The organism is Amycolatopsis thailandensis, assembly GCF_002234405.1.
Taxonomy (GTDB): domain Bacteria; phylum Actinomycetota; class Actinomycetes; order Mycobacteriales; family Pseudonocardiaceae; genus Amycolatopsis; species Amycolatopsis thailandensis.
Window position 1 is genome coordinate 54,345 of sequence record NZ_NMQT01000075.1, and the last position, 13,660, is coordinate 68,004.

Annotated in this window: 13 protein-coding genes; 5 read left to right on the top strand and 8 right to left on the bottom strand. The window is 67.5% G+C overall.

The annotated features are described in order from the left end of the window. Positions 1-89 precede the first annotated feature (89 nt). Positions 90-1,331: an MFS transporter gene (locus tag CFP71_RS21945; protein WP_093935787.1), complete on the top strand. Its 1,242-nt coding sequence runs from the start codon at positions 90-92 to the stop codon at positions 1,329-1,331. Here the strand turns inward: CFP71_RS21945 and folE are convergent. Beyond that, on the bottom strand, positions 1,321-1,917 hold the full coding sequence (gene folE / locus CFP71_RS21950) for a GTP cyclohydrolase I FolE (RefSeq protein WP_093935789.1): 597 nt from the start codon (positions 1,915-1,917) through the stop codon (positions 1,321-1,323). The two genes, CFP71_RS21945 and folE, sit on opposite strands and share 11 nt — an antisense overlap. Before the next feature lie 120 nt (positions 1,918-2,037). Here folE and CFP71_RS21955 point away from each other — a divergent pair, with 120 nt between their 5' ends. After that, a complete protein-coding gene (locus CFP71_RS21955) occupies positions 2,038-2,769 on the top strand; it encodes a helix-turn-helix transcriptional regulator (protein WP_093935791.1) in 732 nt (243 codons plus the stop codon). Here CFP71_RS21955 and CFP71_RS21960 read toward each other — a convergent pair. Continuing rightward, positions 2,766-3,215, bottom strand: coding sequence for a carboxymuconolactone decarboxylase family protein (locus CFP71_RS21960; protein WP_093935792.1), 450 nt, complete (start codon positions 3,213-3,215; stop codon positions 2,766-2,768). The genes CFP71_RS21955 and CFP71_RS21960 overlap by 4 nt on opposite strands. Positions 3,216-3,290: 75 nt before the next feature. After that, a complete protein-coding gene (locus CFP71_RS21965; protein ID WP_093935793.1) occupies positions 3,291-3,986 on the bottom strand; it encodes an SDR family NAD(P)-dependent oxidoreductase in 696 nt (231 codons plus the stop codon). Between the two features lie 107 nt (positions 3,987-4,093). Here CFP71_RS21965 and CFP71_RS21970 point away from each other — a divergent pair, with 107 nt between their 5' ends. After that, positions 4,094-4,684 (top strand): TetR/AcrR family transcriptional regulator, encoded by a 591-nt coding sequence (locus CFP71_RS21970; protein ID WP_093935830.1) that lies wholly within the window; start codon positions 4,094-4,096, stop codon positions 4,682-4,684. Here CFP71_RS21970 and CFP71_RS21975 read toward each other — a convergent pair. Continuing rightward, positions 4,681-6,063 (bottom strand): cytochrome P450, encoded by a 1,383-nt coding sequence (locus CFP71_RS21975; RefSeq protein WP_208636005.1) that lies wholly within the window; start codon positions 6,061-6,063, stop codon positions 4,681-4,683. The genes CFP71_RS21970 and CFP71_RS21975 overlap by 4 nt on opposite strands. A 91-nt stretch (positions 6,064-6,154) precedes the next feature. Between CFP71_RS21975 and CFP71_RS21980 the strand changes: the two genes are divergently transcribed. After that, positions 6,155-6,769 (top strand): TetR/AcrR family transcriptional regulator, encoded by a 615-nt coding sequence (locus CFP71_RS21980; RefSeq protein WP_093935795.1) that lies wholly within the window; start codon positions 6,155-6,157, stop codon positions 6,767-6,769. 13 nt (positions 6,770-6,782) lie between these two features. Here the strand turns inward: CFP71_RS21980 and CFP71_RS21985 are convergent, their stop codons facing one another. After that, a complete protein-coding gene (locus tag CFP71_RS21985; RefSeq protein ID WP_093935797.1) occupies positions 6,783-7,529 on the bottom strand; it encodes a glycosyltransferase in 747 nt (248 codons plus the stop codon). A 4-nt stretch (positions 7,530-7,533) separates the two neighbouring features. Then, complete coding sequence (locus CFP71_RS21990; protein ID WP_244199781.1) at positions 7,534-8,202, bottom strand: class I SAM-dependent DNA methyltransferase; 669 nt, start codon at positions 8,200-8,202, stop codon at positions 7,534-7,536. 106 nt (positions 8,203-8,308) lie between these two features. On the opposite strand from CFP71_RS21990, the gene CFP71_RS21995 reads away from it, so the two are divergent. Further along, positions 8,309-8,653: an MmcQ/YjbR family DNA-binding protein gene (locus tag CFP71_RS21995; protein WP_093935832.1), complete on the top strand. Its 345-nt coding sequence runs from the start codon at positions 8,309-8,311 to the stop codon at positions 8,651-8,653. A gap of 1,393 nt (positions 8,654-10,046) precedes the next feature. On the opposite strand, the gene CFP71_RS22000 is transcribed toward CFP71_RS21995, so the two are convergent. Next, complete coding sequence (locus CFP71_RS22000) at positions 10,047-11,300, bottom strand: DUF222 domain-containing protein (RefSeq protein ID WP_093935800.1); 1,254 nt, start codon at positions 11,298-11,300, stop codon at positions 10,047-10,049. 473 nt (positions 11,301-11,773) lie between these two features. Next, positions 11,774-13,393, bottom strand: coding sequence for a ribosomal protection-like ABC-F family protein (gene abc-f, locus CFP71_RS22005; protein ID WP_093935801.1), 1,620 nt, complete (start codon positions 13,391-13,393; stop codon positions 11,774-11,776). Between the last annotated feature and the right edge of the window lie 267 nt (positions 13,394-13,660).

Consider the following 13,660-nt stretch of genomic DNA (forward strand, 5'->3'; position numbering starts at 1 on the left):
GCCGAACGGAAGGGCAGTCTAGAGGGCCCCCTCTCAGCTCTGGGTGAAACTCCGCATCCGCTCGGTCACCGATCGCTACGTTGGATCTCATGGCTGGGGAGAAGCTCGACAGCAGGTACGCGAAGATCTGGGCGGCGAGCACGACCTCCGCGTTGGGCAGTAGGCTCGCGACGGTGGCGGCACCGCTGCTGATCGCCTCCCGCACCGAAGACCCGCTCGTCGTGTCCGGCGGGTTCGCGGTGGCGTGGCTGCCCTGGCTGCTTTTCGCCTTGCCGGGCGGAGTGCTGGTCGACAGGGTGGACCGGCGGAAACTGATGATCGCCCTCGACTGGATCCGCGTACCCGCGGTCGCGCTGCTGGCCGTCGCGATCACGACGGGCAACGTCAGCGTCGCCTTGCTGTACGCCGTCCTCTTCGTGATCAATGCGGGCGAGGTCGTGTTCCGGACGGCGAGCGGCGCGATGCTGCCCTCTATCGTCCCGAAGACGTTGCTGGAGCGGGCGAACGGCCGGTTGTACGCCGGGACGACGCTGTCCCACGGCATGCTTTCCGGGCCGTTGAGCGGTCTTCTGTTCGGCGTCGCGGCGAGCATCCCGTTCTTCGTCAACGCCGGCACGTACGCCGTCAGCGCCCTGCTGCTTGGCCTGATCGGAGGTGCCTACCGGTCCCGGCCCGACGGCGAGCCGGTGCAGCGGCGCTCGATCCGGTCGGAGGCGGCCGAAGGGTTCCGCTGGCTCGCGGGCCAGCGGCTGCTGCGGACCATGGTCGGGCTGATCGGCCTGCTGAACCTGACACTCGTCGCGGCCACCTCGGTGCTGGTCCTGCTGGCGAAGGAACGGCTCGACCTGGGGGCCGTCGGCTACGGCTTGCTTTTCACCTGCATGGCGGTGGGTGGCCTGCTCGGCTCGATCGCGGGCGACCGGCTGATCGCCTGGTGCACACCGACCTGGACGTTGCGGATCGGCCTGCTGATCGAGGCCGGGACGCACCTGGTGCTGGCGACGAGCACGAGCGCGACGGTGGTCGGGGTGGTGTTGTTCCTGTTCGGGGTGCACGGCGCGCTGTGGGGCATCGTCGCCAGCTCCCTGCGCCAGCGGCTCACTCCGCCGGAGATGCTCGGCCGGGTCGGCAGTACCAGCCTGTTCATCATCGCGGGCGGGACCTGCTTCGGCGCGCTGCTCGGCGGCGTGGTGGCGTCCGAATTCGGCCTGACGACGCCGTATTGGGTGGGCTTCGTGGTGGCGATGATCGTTTCCGCGGTCACCTGGCGGGTATTCGACCGCGCCGTCATTTCCGCGGCCTACGCGGAGGAACCCGCTGTCAGCCGTTGATACCGGTGAGGGCGAAGAACTCCTGGCGTGAACGGGCGTCCTCGCGCAGCGTGCCGAGCAGGGTGGAGGTGACGGTGCTCGAACCGACGGCCTGGACACCGCGCAGGGTCATGCACGAATGCTCGGCCTCGATCACGACGCCGACCCCGCGCGGCTGGAGCTGCTCGTCGAGCCAGTCGGCGACCTGCTTCGTGAGCCGTTCCTGAACCTGCGGACGGCAGGCGAAGTGCTCGACGATCCTGGCCAGCTTGGACAGGCCGAGGATCCGTTCGCCGGGCAGGTAACCGACGTGCGCCACCCCGACGAACGGCAGCAGGTGGTGCTCGCAGACGGACCGGACCGGGATGCCCCTGGCGAGGACGAGTTCGTCGTAGCCCTCGTCGTTGGGGAAGGTCGTGAGGTCGAACGATCGCGGGGTGAAAAGCTCGGCGTACGCGCGCGCCATCCGGCCGGGGGTGCCGCGGAGGCTCTCGGAATCCAGCGAGATGCCCAGCGCGGTGAGAAGGTTCGCGGCCGCCGCTTCGGCGGCCTCCAGGTCCGGTCCAGGCCCGGTTTCGTGCACGACACGCAAGGCGGGAGTGGACATGAGGCCTCCTAGGCTGACCGCGATCCCCAGAGCTATTCGACTAAGTTTTTTGGGCTTTTTAGCACCCGCCGGTTCAGCCTACATGGTAGATCCGCAGTTCAGGATGTTCCGCCGGTTGAGATGGGCGATATCGTGGTGTACGTGACAGTGTCCGGCCCGGACGGCTTCGACGGCCCTTCCATCGCCGCGGTGGCGGCGCTCGACGACGACCTCCGCCGCGGCATGTACGCCTACGCCCGGCAAGCGCGGCGCCCGGTGACGCGGGACGAAGCGGCGGCCGCGGTCGGGATCTCCCGCAAGCTCGCCGCGTTCCATCTCGACAAGCTCGTCGCGGCCGGGCTGCTCAGATTCGGTTTCGCCGCAGGCCAGGTGGTGAAGGTCGGGCGCAGGCCCAAGGTCTACGAACCGGTCGAAGAGGCCATCCAGGTGCAGATCCCCGCCCGGAGGCACGAAGTCCTGGCGGGAATCCTCGCCGAGGCCGTGCTCGCCGACGGGACGGGCGAGACCGCGCGGGACGCCGTACGGCGAGTCGCGGGGGAACGCGGGTTCGCGGCGGGCGAAGAGGAACGCGCGCGGACCCGGCCGGGCAGGCTCGGCGTGGAACGGGCACTCACCGTGGCGGAAGGGGTGCTTCGCCGGTATGGCTTCGAGCCGAGCCGGGACACCGCGACCTCCGTCCGGCTGCGGAACTGCCCGTTCCACCCGCTGGCCGCCGAGGCTCCGGAGCTGGTCTGCGGGGTCAACCAGGCGTTCCTGTCCGGTTTCCTGGCCGGCGTGCGCGCCGGGAACGTGGAAGCGGCCCTCGTTCCCGGCGCGGCCGAGTGCTGTGTGGAACTAAGGCAGGCTCGCTAGGCGCCGGCGACCTGCCGCGTGGCGACGTTCAACCGGTTCCAGGTGTTGATGGCGGCGATCGAGAGGACCAGGCTCGAAAGCTGCCTTTCGTCGTAATGACGGGCCGCCTCGCCCCAGACCTCGTCGTCGACCGGGTCGGCCCGGTCCGCGATCCGGGTGAGCGCCTCGGCCAGCGCGAGCGCCGCCCGTTCGGCGTCGGTGAAGTACGCCGTGTCACGCCACGCGGCGACGGTGAAGATCCGCTCGTCCGGCTCGCCCGCCTTGCGGAGTTCCTTGGTGTGCATCTCCAGGCAGCCGCTGCATCCGTTGATCTGGCTCGCGCGGACGTGCATGAGGTAGTGCGTGGTTTTCGGGATACCGGTGTCTCCGGTCGACTCCGCCAACGCGATCAGGGCCTTCAGCGTGGCGGGGTTCGCCATCGCGGGGTTCGGGATCCGGGTTTTCATCCTTCGTTCTCCTTCAGGGTTTCCGTCTTGCTTCCACCGCACTGACGGATCCCGGAGGGGAGATGTGACCGGCTCTTACCAAGGCACCACCTTCCCGTGGAGATCGAGGAACTGGAGGCCCGGCGTGCCCGCCTGTGCTTCGAGGACGTCGGCGACGGCGGGCATGCTCTCTTCGGCGGTGAGCGGCGCGCCGGGGCCACCGAGCGGCGTCTGGTTGTGGCCGGGGTGGATGAGGAGCTTGGTCTGCCCGTCGTCGGCGTACCTGGTGGCGTAACTGCGCATCAGCTGGTTGAGCGCGGCCTTGCTGGCCTTGTACAGCTCGAAGCCGGGCCTGGTGTTCAGCTCGATGCTTCCCTGCCTGGAGGACATGATCGCGGCTGTGCCACCAGGCACGACCAGGTCGCGAAGGGCTTCGAGGGCGCGGAGCGGGCTCAGCGCGTTGGTGATCATCACCTCGGCGAACGTCTCGGTGGAGACCTCGGTGAGCGGCAGGTTCCCGCGATCGATCGCGGCGTTGACGAACAACAGGTCGAGCTCGGTGCCGTCGAGACGCTCGCGCAAGGCCGCCAGCTGATCGTCACTGGTCATCTCCAGCGTTTCGACGCGCAGGCGCCCGTTCGAGGCGTCGGCCTTCGCCTGCAACTCGCCGCCGTTCCGGCGCGTCGTGGCGATGACCCGACGGCCGCGCCGGGTGAGCTCCTCGGCGAGGACCAGCCCCAGGCCACGGGAGGCGCCGAGGACGAGGGCGTGGCGATCAGAGGTGTCGGACACGAAAACTCCTTGGTGATCGAATTTTGTCTAGACGCGACGTTGCGTCTAGACAGTAGCACGGCACCTGGCGGCCGGGGGCGTCCGCGCTGAGCGGTACTGTGGTCGGCATGCCCGCCGCGAATTCGCAGCCCCGCAGGGCGCGCTCCGGCAACCAGCGCGACGAAGCGGCCCGCCTCGCCGTGCTCCACGCCGCCGACGATCTGCTCGTCGAGCACGGTTTCGCCAAGCTGACCATCGAGGCGATCGCGCGCACGGCGGGCGTCGCCAAGCAGACGATCTACCGGTGGTGGCCTTCGAAGGTCGAGATCCTTCTCGACACGCTCATCGAAGACAGCGAGAAGCGCTTCGCCGTCCCGTCGGAGAAGTCCACCGTGGACGCCATCCGCGGTTACTTCCGCGGCTACGCGCGGTTCGTGACCCGCGACCCGGCGGGCAAGGTCCTGCTCGCGCTCATCGCCGAAGCACAGCACAACCCCGAAACGGCCAAGAGCCTCCACGACCGTTACCTCGGTCCGCGTCGAGAGCTGGAGCGTGACCTGCTCGCGCGCGGAATCGAGGCGGGCGAGGTCTCGTCCGCGCTCGACCTCGACGCCACGATCGACGCCGTCGTGGGCCCGATCGTCTACCGCGCCCTGACGGGGGTGAGCGTTTCCCGCTCCCTGGTGGACGCCCTCTGCGACGGGCTGCTCAAGCCTTAGGCGGTGACGCCCACCGTCGCACGGTCGCGGAGCGAGACGTCCAGCTTGAAGCCCTCCGGCTTCAGCGTCAGCAGTTCCTGCACCTTCAATCGGTACGACGGGTCACCGCGCAGGTCGTACCGGCTCAGCAGCATGCCGAGCACCAGGGTCGCCTCGTGCAGGGCGAACTGTCGGCCGATGCAGGCGCGCTCCCCGGTGCCGAAAGGCTTGTAGACGTGCGCCGGGCGGGCGCGGTTGCGATCCGGGGCGAAGCGGTCCGGGTCGAACGCCTCGGGGTCGTCTCCCCAGACCGGATCACGGTGCAGCGCCGGGATGAGGACGAGAGCCCACTGTCCCTTCTTCATCGGGTACTCGCCGCCGACCACTGTGTCCACCTGGGCCTGGCGCGCGAACGCGGGCGCCGTCGGCCAGAGCCGCAGGGCCTCGTCGAGGACCCGCCGGACGTAGCGGAGCTTCGCGACCTCTTCGTAGGACGGATCGGGGTTCTCGCCCCAGACCTTGTCCACTTCGGACTGCGCGCGGGCGAGGACGTCCGGGTTCCTGGCGAGGTAATACAAGGCGAACGACAGCGCGCCCGACGTGGTTTCGTGGCCCGCCACCAGGAAAGTGATGATCTGGTTCCGGATGTTGACCTCGTCCAGCGCTTCACCGGTGCTCGGTTGCGTGGTGTTCAGCATGAGCCCGAGCAGGTCTTCGGTACTCGGATCGTCCCGGCGCGCCTCGATGACCTCGGCGACGACGGAGTGAAGGAAAGCGAGATCGGCTTCGTTGCGCCGGTTGGCCTTCCGGCTGAGCAGGGGGCCGATGACCGGCGGCTGGATCGCCCTCCGCTGCGCGTGCCGCAGGGTGCGGACCATCGCGGCGACGAACGGATGCGGTTCGGCGCGTTCGAAGGACGAGAAGCTGTAGCCGAATCCCGTCCGCCCGATGGTCTCCAGCGTCAGCTTCGTCATGTCGTCCGCGACGTCGACCTCGCCGCCCTTGTCCCAGGTGTCCAGGAGTTCGTGGGTGATCGCCAGCATCGTCGGGTGGTAGCGCTGCATGGCGTTGCGGCTGAACGCGGGCGCGAGGATCTCGTGCGCGCGCCGCCAGTTCGGCTCCTCGTTGTGCGCGGTGAACAGCCCGTCGCCGCCGAGCGGGCGCAGGTTCGAGATCGCGGGCGTGACGTGCTTCGCGAACCGCTTTTCGTCGGAGAGGTCGGCGACCATCTCGGCGCCGTTGACGAACACGATGCGACGGCCGAACACCTTGCGCTCGAAGACGGGCCCCAGTTCGGCGGCGTGCCGCATCGAGTCCTGGACCGGGGTCTTCGGCGAAACGCCGAGCACGTCGCCGATCAGCGGGATCCGGCGCGGGGGATGAGGGAGTGCGGTGGCCATCGAGCCCCTCCAGGGTGAGCACTGTTGAATCGACATCCAATAGCGAGCGTGGCCCGTTACTGAACCCGTGTCAAGTAAGTACGATGCCGAGATGGCACCGAGTACTTCAGGGAAGCCCCGCAGCAGGCTGAGCACCGCCGAGCGGCGGGAACAGCTGCTGAGGATCGGTGCCCGCCTGTTCGCGGACCGGCCGTACGACGACGTGTGGATCGAGCAGGTCGCGGACATCGCCGAGGTGTCCCGAGGGTTGCTCTACCACTACTTCCCGACGAAGAAGGACTTCGTCACCGAGGTCATCAAGGCCGAGGGCGAACGCCTGCTCGACATGACCAGGACGGATCCGGCGCTGCCGGTCGCCCAGCAGCTGATGGCGGGCCTCGACGCCTACCTGCGCTACGTCGAGGCGAACGACGACGGCTACCGGGCGCTGCATGCGGGCACGGCGATCACGGTCGAGGAGGTCCAGGGGATCCTCGACCGGAACTTCGCCGAGCAGGGCCGCCGGATCCTGGCGGTGTTGTGCCCGGACGGCGAGCCGCCCGAGACGTTGCGGGTGACCGTCCGCGGCTGGCTGGCGTTCGTCGTCGCGGTCTGTCTCGACTGGCTCAAGTACCGGCGGCTGACCCGGGACCAGACCCGCGACCTGTGCGCGAAAGCGCTGCTCGACATCGTCGCCGCGTCGCCGGACGTCCACATCGAACTCTGACGAGGTCAGCGGGTCACGAGGTGCCCGAAGCCCGCCGAGCCAGCATGATCTCTGCGCGTTCCCCGATCAGCTTCATCCGCGCGAGGCGCTCGCCGTCGTCGTTGTGCGCGGCGGACTTCGTCACCTGACCCGGCCACTTCCGGTAGTACATCCCGCAGGTCGCCAGGAAATAGCCGTCGGCGCACGCGTTCGCGGCGAGCACCAGCCCGGTGTCCTCCGACGCGGGCAGCGCCATCCAGCCGCCCAATTCCAGCAGCAGCCCGCGGCGGATGCACAGTGTCCCGGCCACCACCGAGGACAGGTAGCCGTTTTCCCGCCAGTAGCGGAGAATCGCGCCCCGTTCGATCGGCCCTTCCGCCGGATCGCTGTCGAAGCCGACCTTCGTTCCGTCCGGCAAGAGGTCGAGCACACTGGAAGAGGTCCAGCCGATCACGGGATCCTCGAGCGCGGCGATGTCTCGGCCGAGGACACCCGGCGCCAGCAGATCGTCCGCGTCGAGCGCCTTGATCAGGCTCCCGGAAGACCGGGCGAGCGCCAGCATCCGCGCCACCCCCGGCCCGCCCGGCCGCCCCGTCCCCGGCCGGATCCGCTCGTCGCGGGGGAGCGCGGCGTCGAGCAGGCCGGTCTCGCCGTCCTCCTGCACCAGCCATTCCCACGTCCAGCCTGCCGGGAGTTCCTGGGCGGCCAGTGAGGCGTGGGCCTCGGCCAGGAACGGCATGCTCGGCCGGTGTACCGGCGTGATCACACTGATGACGGGCACGGGATCAGCCCGGGCGACGGGAGGTGATCAGCAGATGCTCCTCCGGCGGCGTGCCGGGCTCGTCCGCGGTGAAGATCTCCGAGTGCGTCCCGGTGACCTCCAGCCCGGCCGCTTCGACGCGGCGGACGAGGTCGTCCGGGGCGAAACTGGTCGCGTGGATGGTGCGCCCGAAGAACTCCACCGGTACGTCCTCGGCGTCCAACGGCACGGTCACCAGCGAGAAGAAGCCGCCCGGCACCAGCCACCGCGCGATGTCGCCGAGCACCTTTTCGGTGTCCGCGCGCGGCATCTGCAGGAACGGGAAGAAGGCGCAGACGGCCTCCCACGACTCCGGCGGAGAGGTCCATCGCCGCACGTCGACGTGGATGAACTCGGCCGCGGGGACCCTCGCACGGGCGAGGTCGACCATCACCGACGAGACGTCGAGCCCGGTGACCCGGTGGCCAGCGGCGGAAAGGTCCTCGGCGACCGGATGCCCGGTGCCGCTGCCGATGTCGAGCACCCGCGACGACGGCGGCAGCACGTCGATCAGCTGCCGTACCGCCTTGCCGACCACCGGCGGGCGGCCGAACGCGTCCTCGTAGGCGGAACCGATGGTGTCGAACAGCTCTTCGGCGGTGGCCGGACGGTCCATGGCGCAGCTCCCCAGCGTCGAGTGGATCTCTTCACGCATCGTAGCCAAGTCGCTCTCGACAGGAACGCCCCGAGAGCCGGAACGGCGGATTCCGCCGGACATCTAGACTGTGCCCCGGTTCATGGACGATTCCGGGGGTTTCACGATGAGTGTGGCGAGTGCCGAGTTCCACCGGATGCTGAAAGCGCTCGCCGACGTCGAACGCTCCGACGCGAAGGAGTGGGAGTCGTACAGCGTTCGCGGGAAGCGGTTCGGCTATTACTGGCCGAAGACCCAGACCGTCGGCCTGAAGCAGACACTGTCCGAACAGGAGGCTCTGGTGTCGGAGCGTCCGGACGTGTTCGAGGTGCAATTCACCGCCGGGGGATTCGGCTGGGTGGTCGTACACCTGGACGGCGTCGAGGCGGACGAGCTGACCGAATTGGTCTACGAGGCGTGGCGACTTTCGGCGCCGGAGGAACTGGTCGAGCAGGTCCCGCCGCCCTGTTGAGCGTTACCGCTTCGATCAGTTGACGTGCGTCACTGTTTTGGCGCGGAACATTTTCCGCGGTGATGCGTTGTAGAGGGTGTCGGTACGGATGGTGCCCCCGGGCCTCAACCTTCGCCTTCATGGAATACCGGTCCGGCCGGAGCCATGTAGTGCCTTTCGCCGAGAGGCGGCCCACCGTATCGACCTCGGCTCCCGCTTCCGCTCGCAGGTAACCCCCAGGCCTTCGCTGAGCGGGAGCGGGTCTTTTTGTTCGTGCTTGACGCATGTCACTGTTTCGTAAGCTCTTCACCGGGAACAATTACGGGTACCGACGCGTTATGAAAAGTGTTGGCTCCCGTCCCCGCTCGCAGGTAACCCCCAGACCTTCGCAGAGCGGGGACGGGTCTTTTTGGCCCATTCGTGTGTAGACGCGGGTCACAGCGATTCAGGCTTGGTGCCGGGGAACATTTCCCGCGATGGTGCGTTGTAGAGAGTGTCGGTACGGATGGTGCCCCCGGGCCTCAACCCTCGCCTTCACGGAATACCGGTTTGGCCGGAGCCGTGTTGAGCCTTTCGCCGAGAGGCGGCCCCCGTACCGGCCTTAAACTCCCGCTTCCTGCTCGCAGGAACCCCCAGCCTTCGCTGAGCGGAAGCGGGACCTTTTCTTTTGGTGGGCACGCTTGGCGGCGGAAGGTTCGCCCTCGTTGGGCGAGCGGGCTCGGCATGGTGGCGAGTGGCGATTTGTGTTCTGTTGCGGGGTAAGGCAAAGGTGGCGTGTTGCCTCGCTTGCCCACACGGCCGGCCTCGGTGTCGCGAAAGCCACTTTCGGTACATCAGACGTCCCGAAAGTGGCTTTCGCGACGCTTCCGAGCCTCCGCCACTCCGGAGACTGCCTGCCCTGGGGTGAAGGGGACTTTCCGCTCGTGTGATGAGGGGAAAGTCCCCTTCGCCCTGCCAGTCGCCGCCGCCGAGCACCGGTCCGTGAAGGCCTCCTTGAAGGACCCTGGGTCCCTCAAGGAGGCCTGGTATTTGTGTACCTGCGTCTGATCTGCGTGTAGGTGGCGGTTCGCTCTGATGCGGGATCGACGGTGGAGGATTCGGGACGTCCAACGTCCCAGATCCTCCACCGTCGTGCGAGCCGCTGTGGTCTCGGGCCGAGACACCCGAAATCCCGCGCCCGGCAGCCGGCACCATCCTGGCGCTTCAACGAAGCCAGGTTTTGTTGACGAGGGTGTTCATCGTCCCAAACCCTTCACGCCCGCTCCACCTGCACCGGCGGGTACATAAAGACACCTCCCTCAACGAGGCCTTCACGGACTTGGTATCTGACAGGACAGTCTTGGTGCGGTCGTTGGGCATGCCGAGGGGCCCGTCGCCGGGTTGGCTGGCGGGCTCCTCGGGTCATGCGGGGAGTTCAGGCGCGGTGGAGGGTGTTGCGCCGGATTCCTTGTAGCGGGTCCAAGTACTGGGGCGGAATGAACTCCGGGAGTCCGTCGGCCGCCATGCGGACTTGCCAGTCGCCGTAGTGGATCAGGCGGTGGTGAAAACCGCACAGCAGCACGAGGTTCCGGAGATCGGTGGGGCCGCCGTCTGCCCAGTGCTCAATATGGTGGGCGTGGCAGTTCTTGGGTTTTCGATGACACCCCGGGAACGCGCAGCCCCGGTCCCGGATGTTGAGCGCCCGTCTCTGACCTGGTGTCACGAACCGTCTCAGCCGTCCTACATCAAGGGGCTCACCGGCCGCGTTCATCACCACGGGCAGCATCAGGCAGTCGCACGCGGCCATGCGTGCCTCTCGGGCGGTCATGGTCCCGACAAAATCGAGACACGCTTTCCCGATCCCGGACTTCAGCTCCTCCAGACCGATGGTCACGTGCACCAACGTCCGGTACCCGCTCGTGCCAGGCTGGTCCGGGCACGCGATCGCCAAGTCGAGAAGTTCCGCCCACGCATCGCCCTGGCGTTCGCACTTCATGCGCAAGTCAGCTTGCCCGAACTCGTCCACCGGCCGAGGCTTCGCATACGCCTCCAGCGCGGCCGCCGTCCGAGCCCCCAGCTCGTCATCCAGCAGGCCGGTGAGTTTCCAGAACCCATCCCGACGGCGCTCCAAGGTCACTTCCCGGCGCGGCTGCTTCGGCTCGGGCTCTTTGGGTTCGTTCCCGTCGGGATCCAGCCAGCCGAGGATGTCCTCGGCGGCCTTCGTCACCTGCCGGGGACCAGCGCCACGGCCCAGGTTGCCGAGGATCTTCTCCGCGCTCTCCCGATCCTCCACCGACGTGTCCGCAGGGATCTTGGCCAAGATCTCCAGGATCTGGTCGATCCGCTCGTCCCCGATCATGCCCTCAGCGGCCGCCGCACCCACAGTGGGCGCGAAGGCCGGAACCTCGGTGCCGTCCAAAGCACGAGTCGGGTTCAACGCGATCGCCCGCTTCACCACCGACTGCGCCTCACCCCGCGACAACCCCGCCACATCAGCAAACCACGCCGCCGTCGACCCATAGCCATACAAGTCCTTCGAACCCCGAGACTCCACCTCCGCCAAAAACTGCCCCAGAGCGGCGGACGCCACCCGCATCAACTGCAAGAACTGCTGCACACCATGAGCAAGCTCCAGCTTGCCGGCACGCCACAACTCCTGCGGCAACTCGGGAAGGAAGGTCTCGGACACACCTCCATAATACACCTATTCCTCGAACACGTGTTCGTAATGTTGTGTGACTGGCGAACCTATGCATTTGCCACTTAAGTGTGACGACAGATGCTCGTTGGCATTTACCGGAGCTATTTGGCATGGCGGTAGTCGAGGTGGCCAAGGCTGTGAGAACGCTGCTGTCGATGCCGATGGTCCGCGAGTCGGCTTTGACGGTGTAGATCTCCAGGGTTCTGGCCGGTGCCACGGACCGGACGTTGTCCTCCTCGGTCAGCGTGTCGAGTCCGTCGCTGCTGAGGCGTCGTGATGATCGACCGCCGAAGCACGATCTATGCCCGAACGAGAACTGCCACGTCAGACGAAATCGCGGTGCCAACTCTTGTCGTCACCTCAAGAGCGATCCGGCGAAATAGGGCGCCTCTCTCCGCATTCAGTCCTCTGGTTGCGATAGTTCGCAACCGAACCACCGCAACCAGAGGACCAATGGCGGATCAGGACTCCAAAAGAGCCCCATCGGCCAGTCGAATACGCCGGTCCACCTTGATCTCGGTCAGGAACCGTTCGTCGTGACTCACGACCACGAAGGCCCCTTGATAGGCCCCCAAAGCGCTTTCGAGTTGCCCGACGCTGACCAGGTCGAGGTTGTTCGTCGGCTCGTCCAGCAGCAGCAACTGCGGCGCGGGTTCGGCGAACAGCATGCAGGCGAGGGTCGCGCGCAGGCGTTCGCCGCCGGAGAGGACGCCGACGGGAAGCTGGCTTCGCGCGCCTCGGAACAGGAAGCGGGCGAGCAGCGTCATCCGCTGCGACTCGGGAAGGCTCGGGGCGAACGCCGCGAAGTTCTCGGCGATGGTCCGGTCGAGGTCCAGCAGGTCCAGGCGCTGCGAGAGATACGCGATCCGGCCTTCGGCGCGTTTGATGACGCCGCCGGCAGGGGCGAGGTCTCCGTTGAGCACCCGCAGGAGTGTCGACTTGCCGGAGCCGTTACCGCCGGTCAGCGCGATCCGCTCGGGGCCGCGGATCGTGAGGTCGACGCCGTCGCCCGCGAAGACGTTCCGGTCGCCGTAGCGCACCTGGATGTGCTCGCCGTGGAACACCGTGCGCCCGGCGGGGACGTTGGTGCCCGGCAGGATCAACGCGATCTTCTGATCGTCGCGAAGAGAGCGTTCGGCCTCGTCGAGGCGATTCTTCGCGTCGCTCACCCGCGCGGCGTGCGTCTCGTTCGCCTTTCCCGCGGATTCCTGGGCGTTGCGTTTCATGGTGCCGGCGAAAATCTTCGGCAGACCCGCGTTGCCGAGGTTGCGGGCCGCGATCCCCGCTCGTCGCGCGGCCCGCTCGCGGGCTTGCTGCATCTCCCGTTTCTCGCGTTTGACCTCTTGTTCCGCGCTGCGGACGTTGCGCTCGGCGACTTCCCGCTCGGCTTTGACCGCGGCTTCGTACTGGGTGAAGTTCCCGCCGTGGTACCGAAGATCGCCGCGGTCGAGTTCGGCGATCCGGTCCATCCGGTCGAGCAGCTCCCGGTCGTGGCTCACCAGCAGCAGGCAGCCCGACCAGTCTTCGAGCACGCCGTAGAGCTTGCGGCGGGCTTCGAGGTCGAGGTTGTTGGTCGGTTCGTCCAGCAGCAGGATGTCGGGCCGTTTCAGCAGCTGCGCGGCCAGGCCGAGCGAGATGATCTGCCCGCCGCTCAACGTGCGCAGGTTCCGGTCGAGCGAGATGCCGTCGAGGCCGAGCCGGTCGAGCTGGGCGCGAGTGCGTTCCTCGATGTCCCAATCGTTGCCGATGGTGGTGAAGTGCTCGTCGCTCGCGTCGCCGGACTCGATCGCGCTCAAGGCCGCGAGCTGCGGCGCGATGCCCAGGACCTCGGCCACGTCCAGCTCGGCGGTGAGCGGAAGGGACTGCGGCAGGTAGCCGAGGACGCCCTGAGTGGACACGGTCCCGGAGGTCGGCCGCAGCTCGCCGGCGATCAGCTTGAGGAGCGTGCTCTTGCCCGCCCCGTTGGGAGCGACCAGACCGGTGCGGCCACCGGGCACGGTGAAGGACAGGTCGTCGAAGACCGGGGTGTCATCCGGCCAGGCGAAGGACAGGGCGGACACGACGACGAAGGCGTCTGACATGGAAATGACCTCGTGAAAGACAGCGGGCGCTCTGAAGCAGCACCGCGGTGGACGTGGCTTTGAGGGGACGACAAAGAGGCCACCTCGGCGTCAGCGCCGGTGGCCTGGCAACTCCGGCTCACCCGGAGATGTCGTCTTCACCTGCCACGTCTGGTCTCCATGCTCGTTGATCAGCTGCGCCTCCACCATAACAAGACCTGCCGGAGCGCGGCCACCGGAATCCCCGCCGCCGGCTCCGGTAAGAGCGTGAACGAGGGGTCGTCGATA

Coding starts and splice junctions, on each gene's coding strand:
- CFP71_RS21945 (WP_093935787.1), top strand. CDS start 90: ATGGCTGGGGAGAAGCTCGACAGCAGGTACGCGAAGATCTGGGCGGCG.
- folE (WP_093935789.1), bottom strand. CDS start 1,917: ATGTCCACTCCCGCCTTGCGTGTCGTGCACGAAACCGGGCCTGGACCG.
- CFP71_RS21955 (WP_093935791.1), top strand. CDS start 2,038: ATGGGCGATATCGTGGTGTACGTGACAGTGTCCGGCCCGGACGGCTTC.
- CFP71_RS21960 (WP_093935792.1), bottom strand. CDS start 3,215: ATGAAAACCCGGATCCCGAACCCCGCGATGGCGAACCCCGCCACGCTG.
- CFP71_RS21970 (WP_093935830.1), top strand. CDS start 4,094: ATGCCCGCCGCGAATTCGCAGCCCCGCAGGGCGCGCTCCGGCAACCAG.
- CFP71_RS21975 (WP_208636005.1), bottom strand. CDS start 6,063: ATGGCCACCGCACTCCCTCATCCCCCGCGCCGGATCCCGCTGATCGGC.
- CFP71_RS21980 (WP_093935795.1), top strand. CDS start 6,155: ATGGCACCGAGTACTTCAGGGAAGCCCCGCAGCAGGCTGAGCACCGCC.
- CFP71_RS21990 (WP_244199781.1), bottom strand. CDS start 8,202: ATGCGTGAAGAGATCCACTCGACGCTGGGGAGCTGCGCCATGGACCGT.
- CFP71_RS21995 (WP_093935832.1), top strand. CDS start 8,309: ATGAGTGTGGCGAGTGCCGAGTTCCACCGGATGCTGAAAGCGCTCGCC.
- abc-f (WP_093935801.1), bottom strand. CDS start 13,393: ATGTCAGACGCCTTCGTCGTCGTGTCCGCCCTGTCCTTCGCCTGGCCG.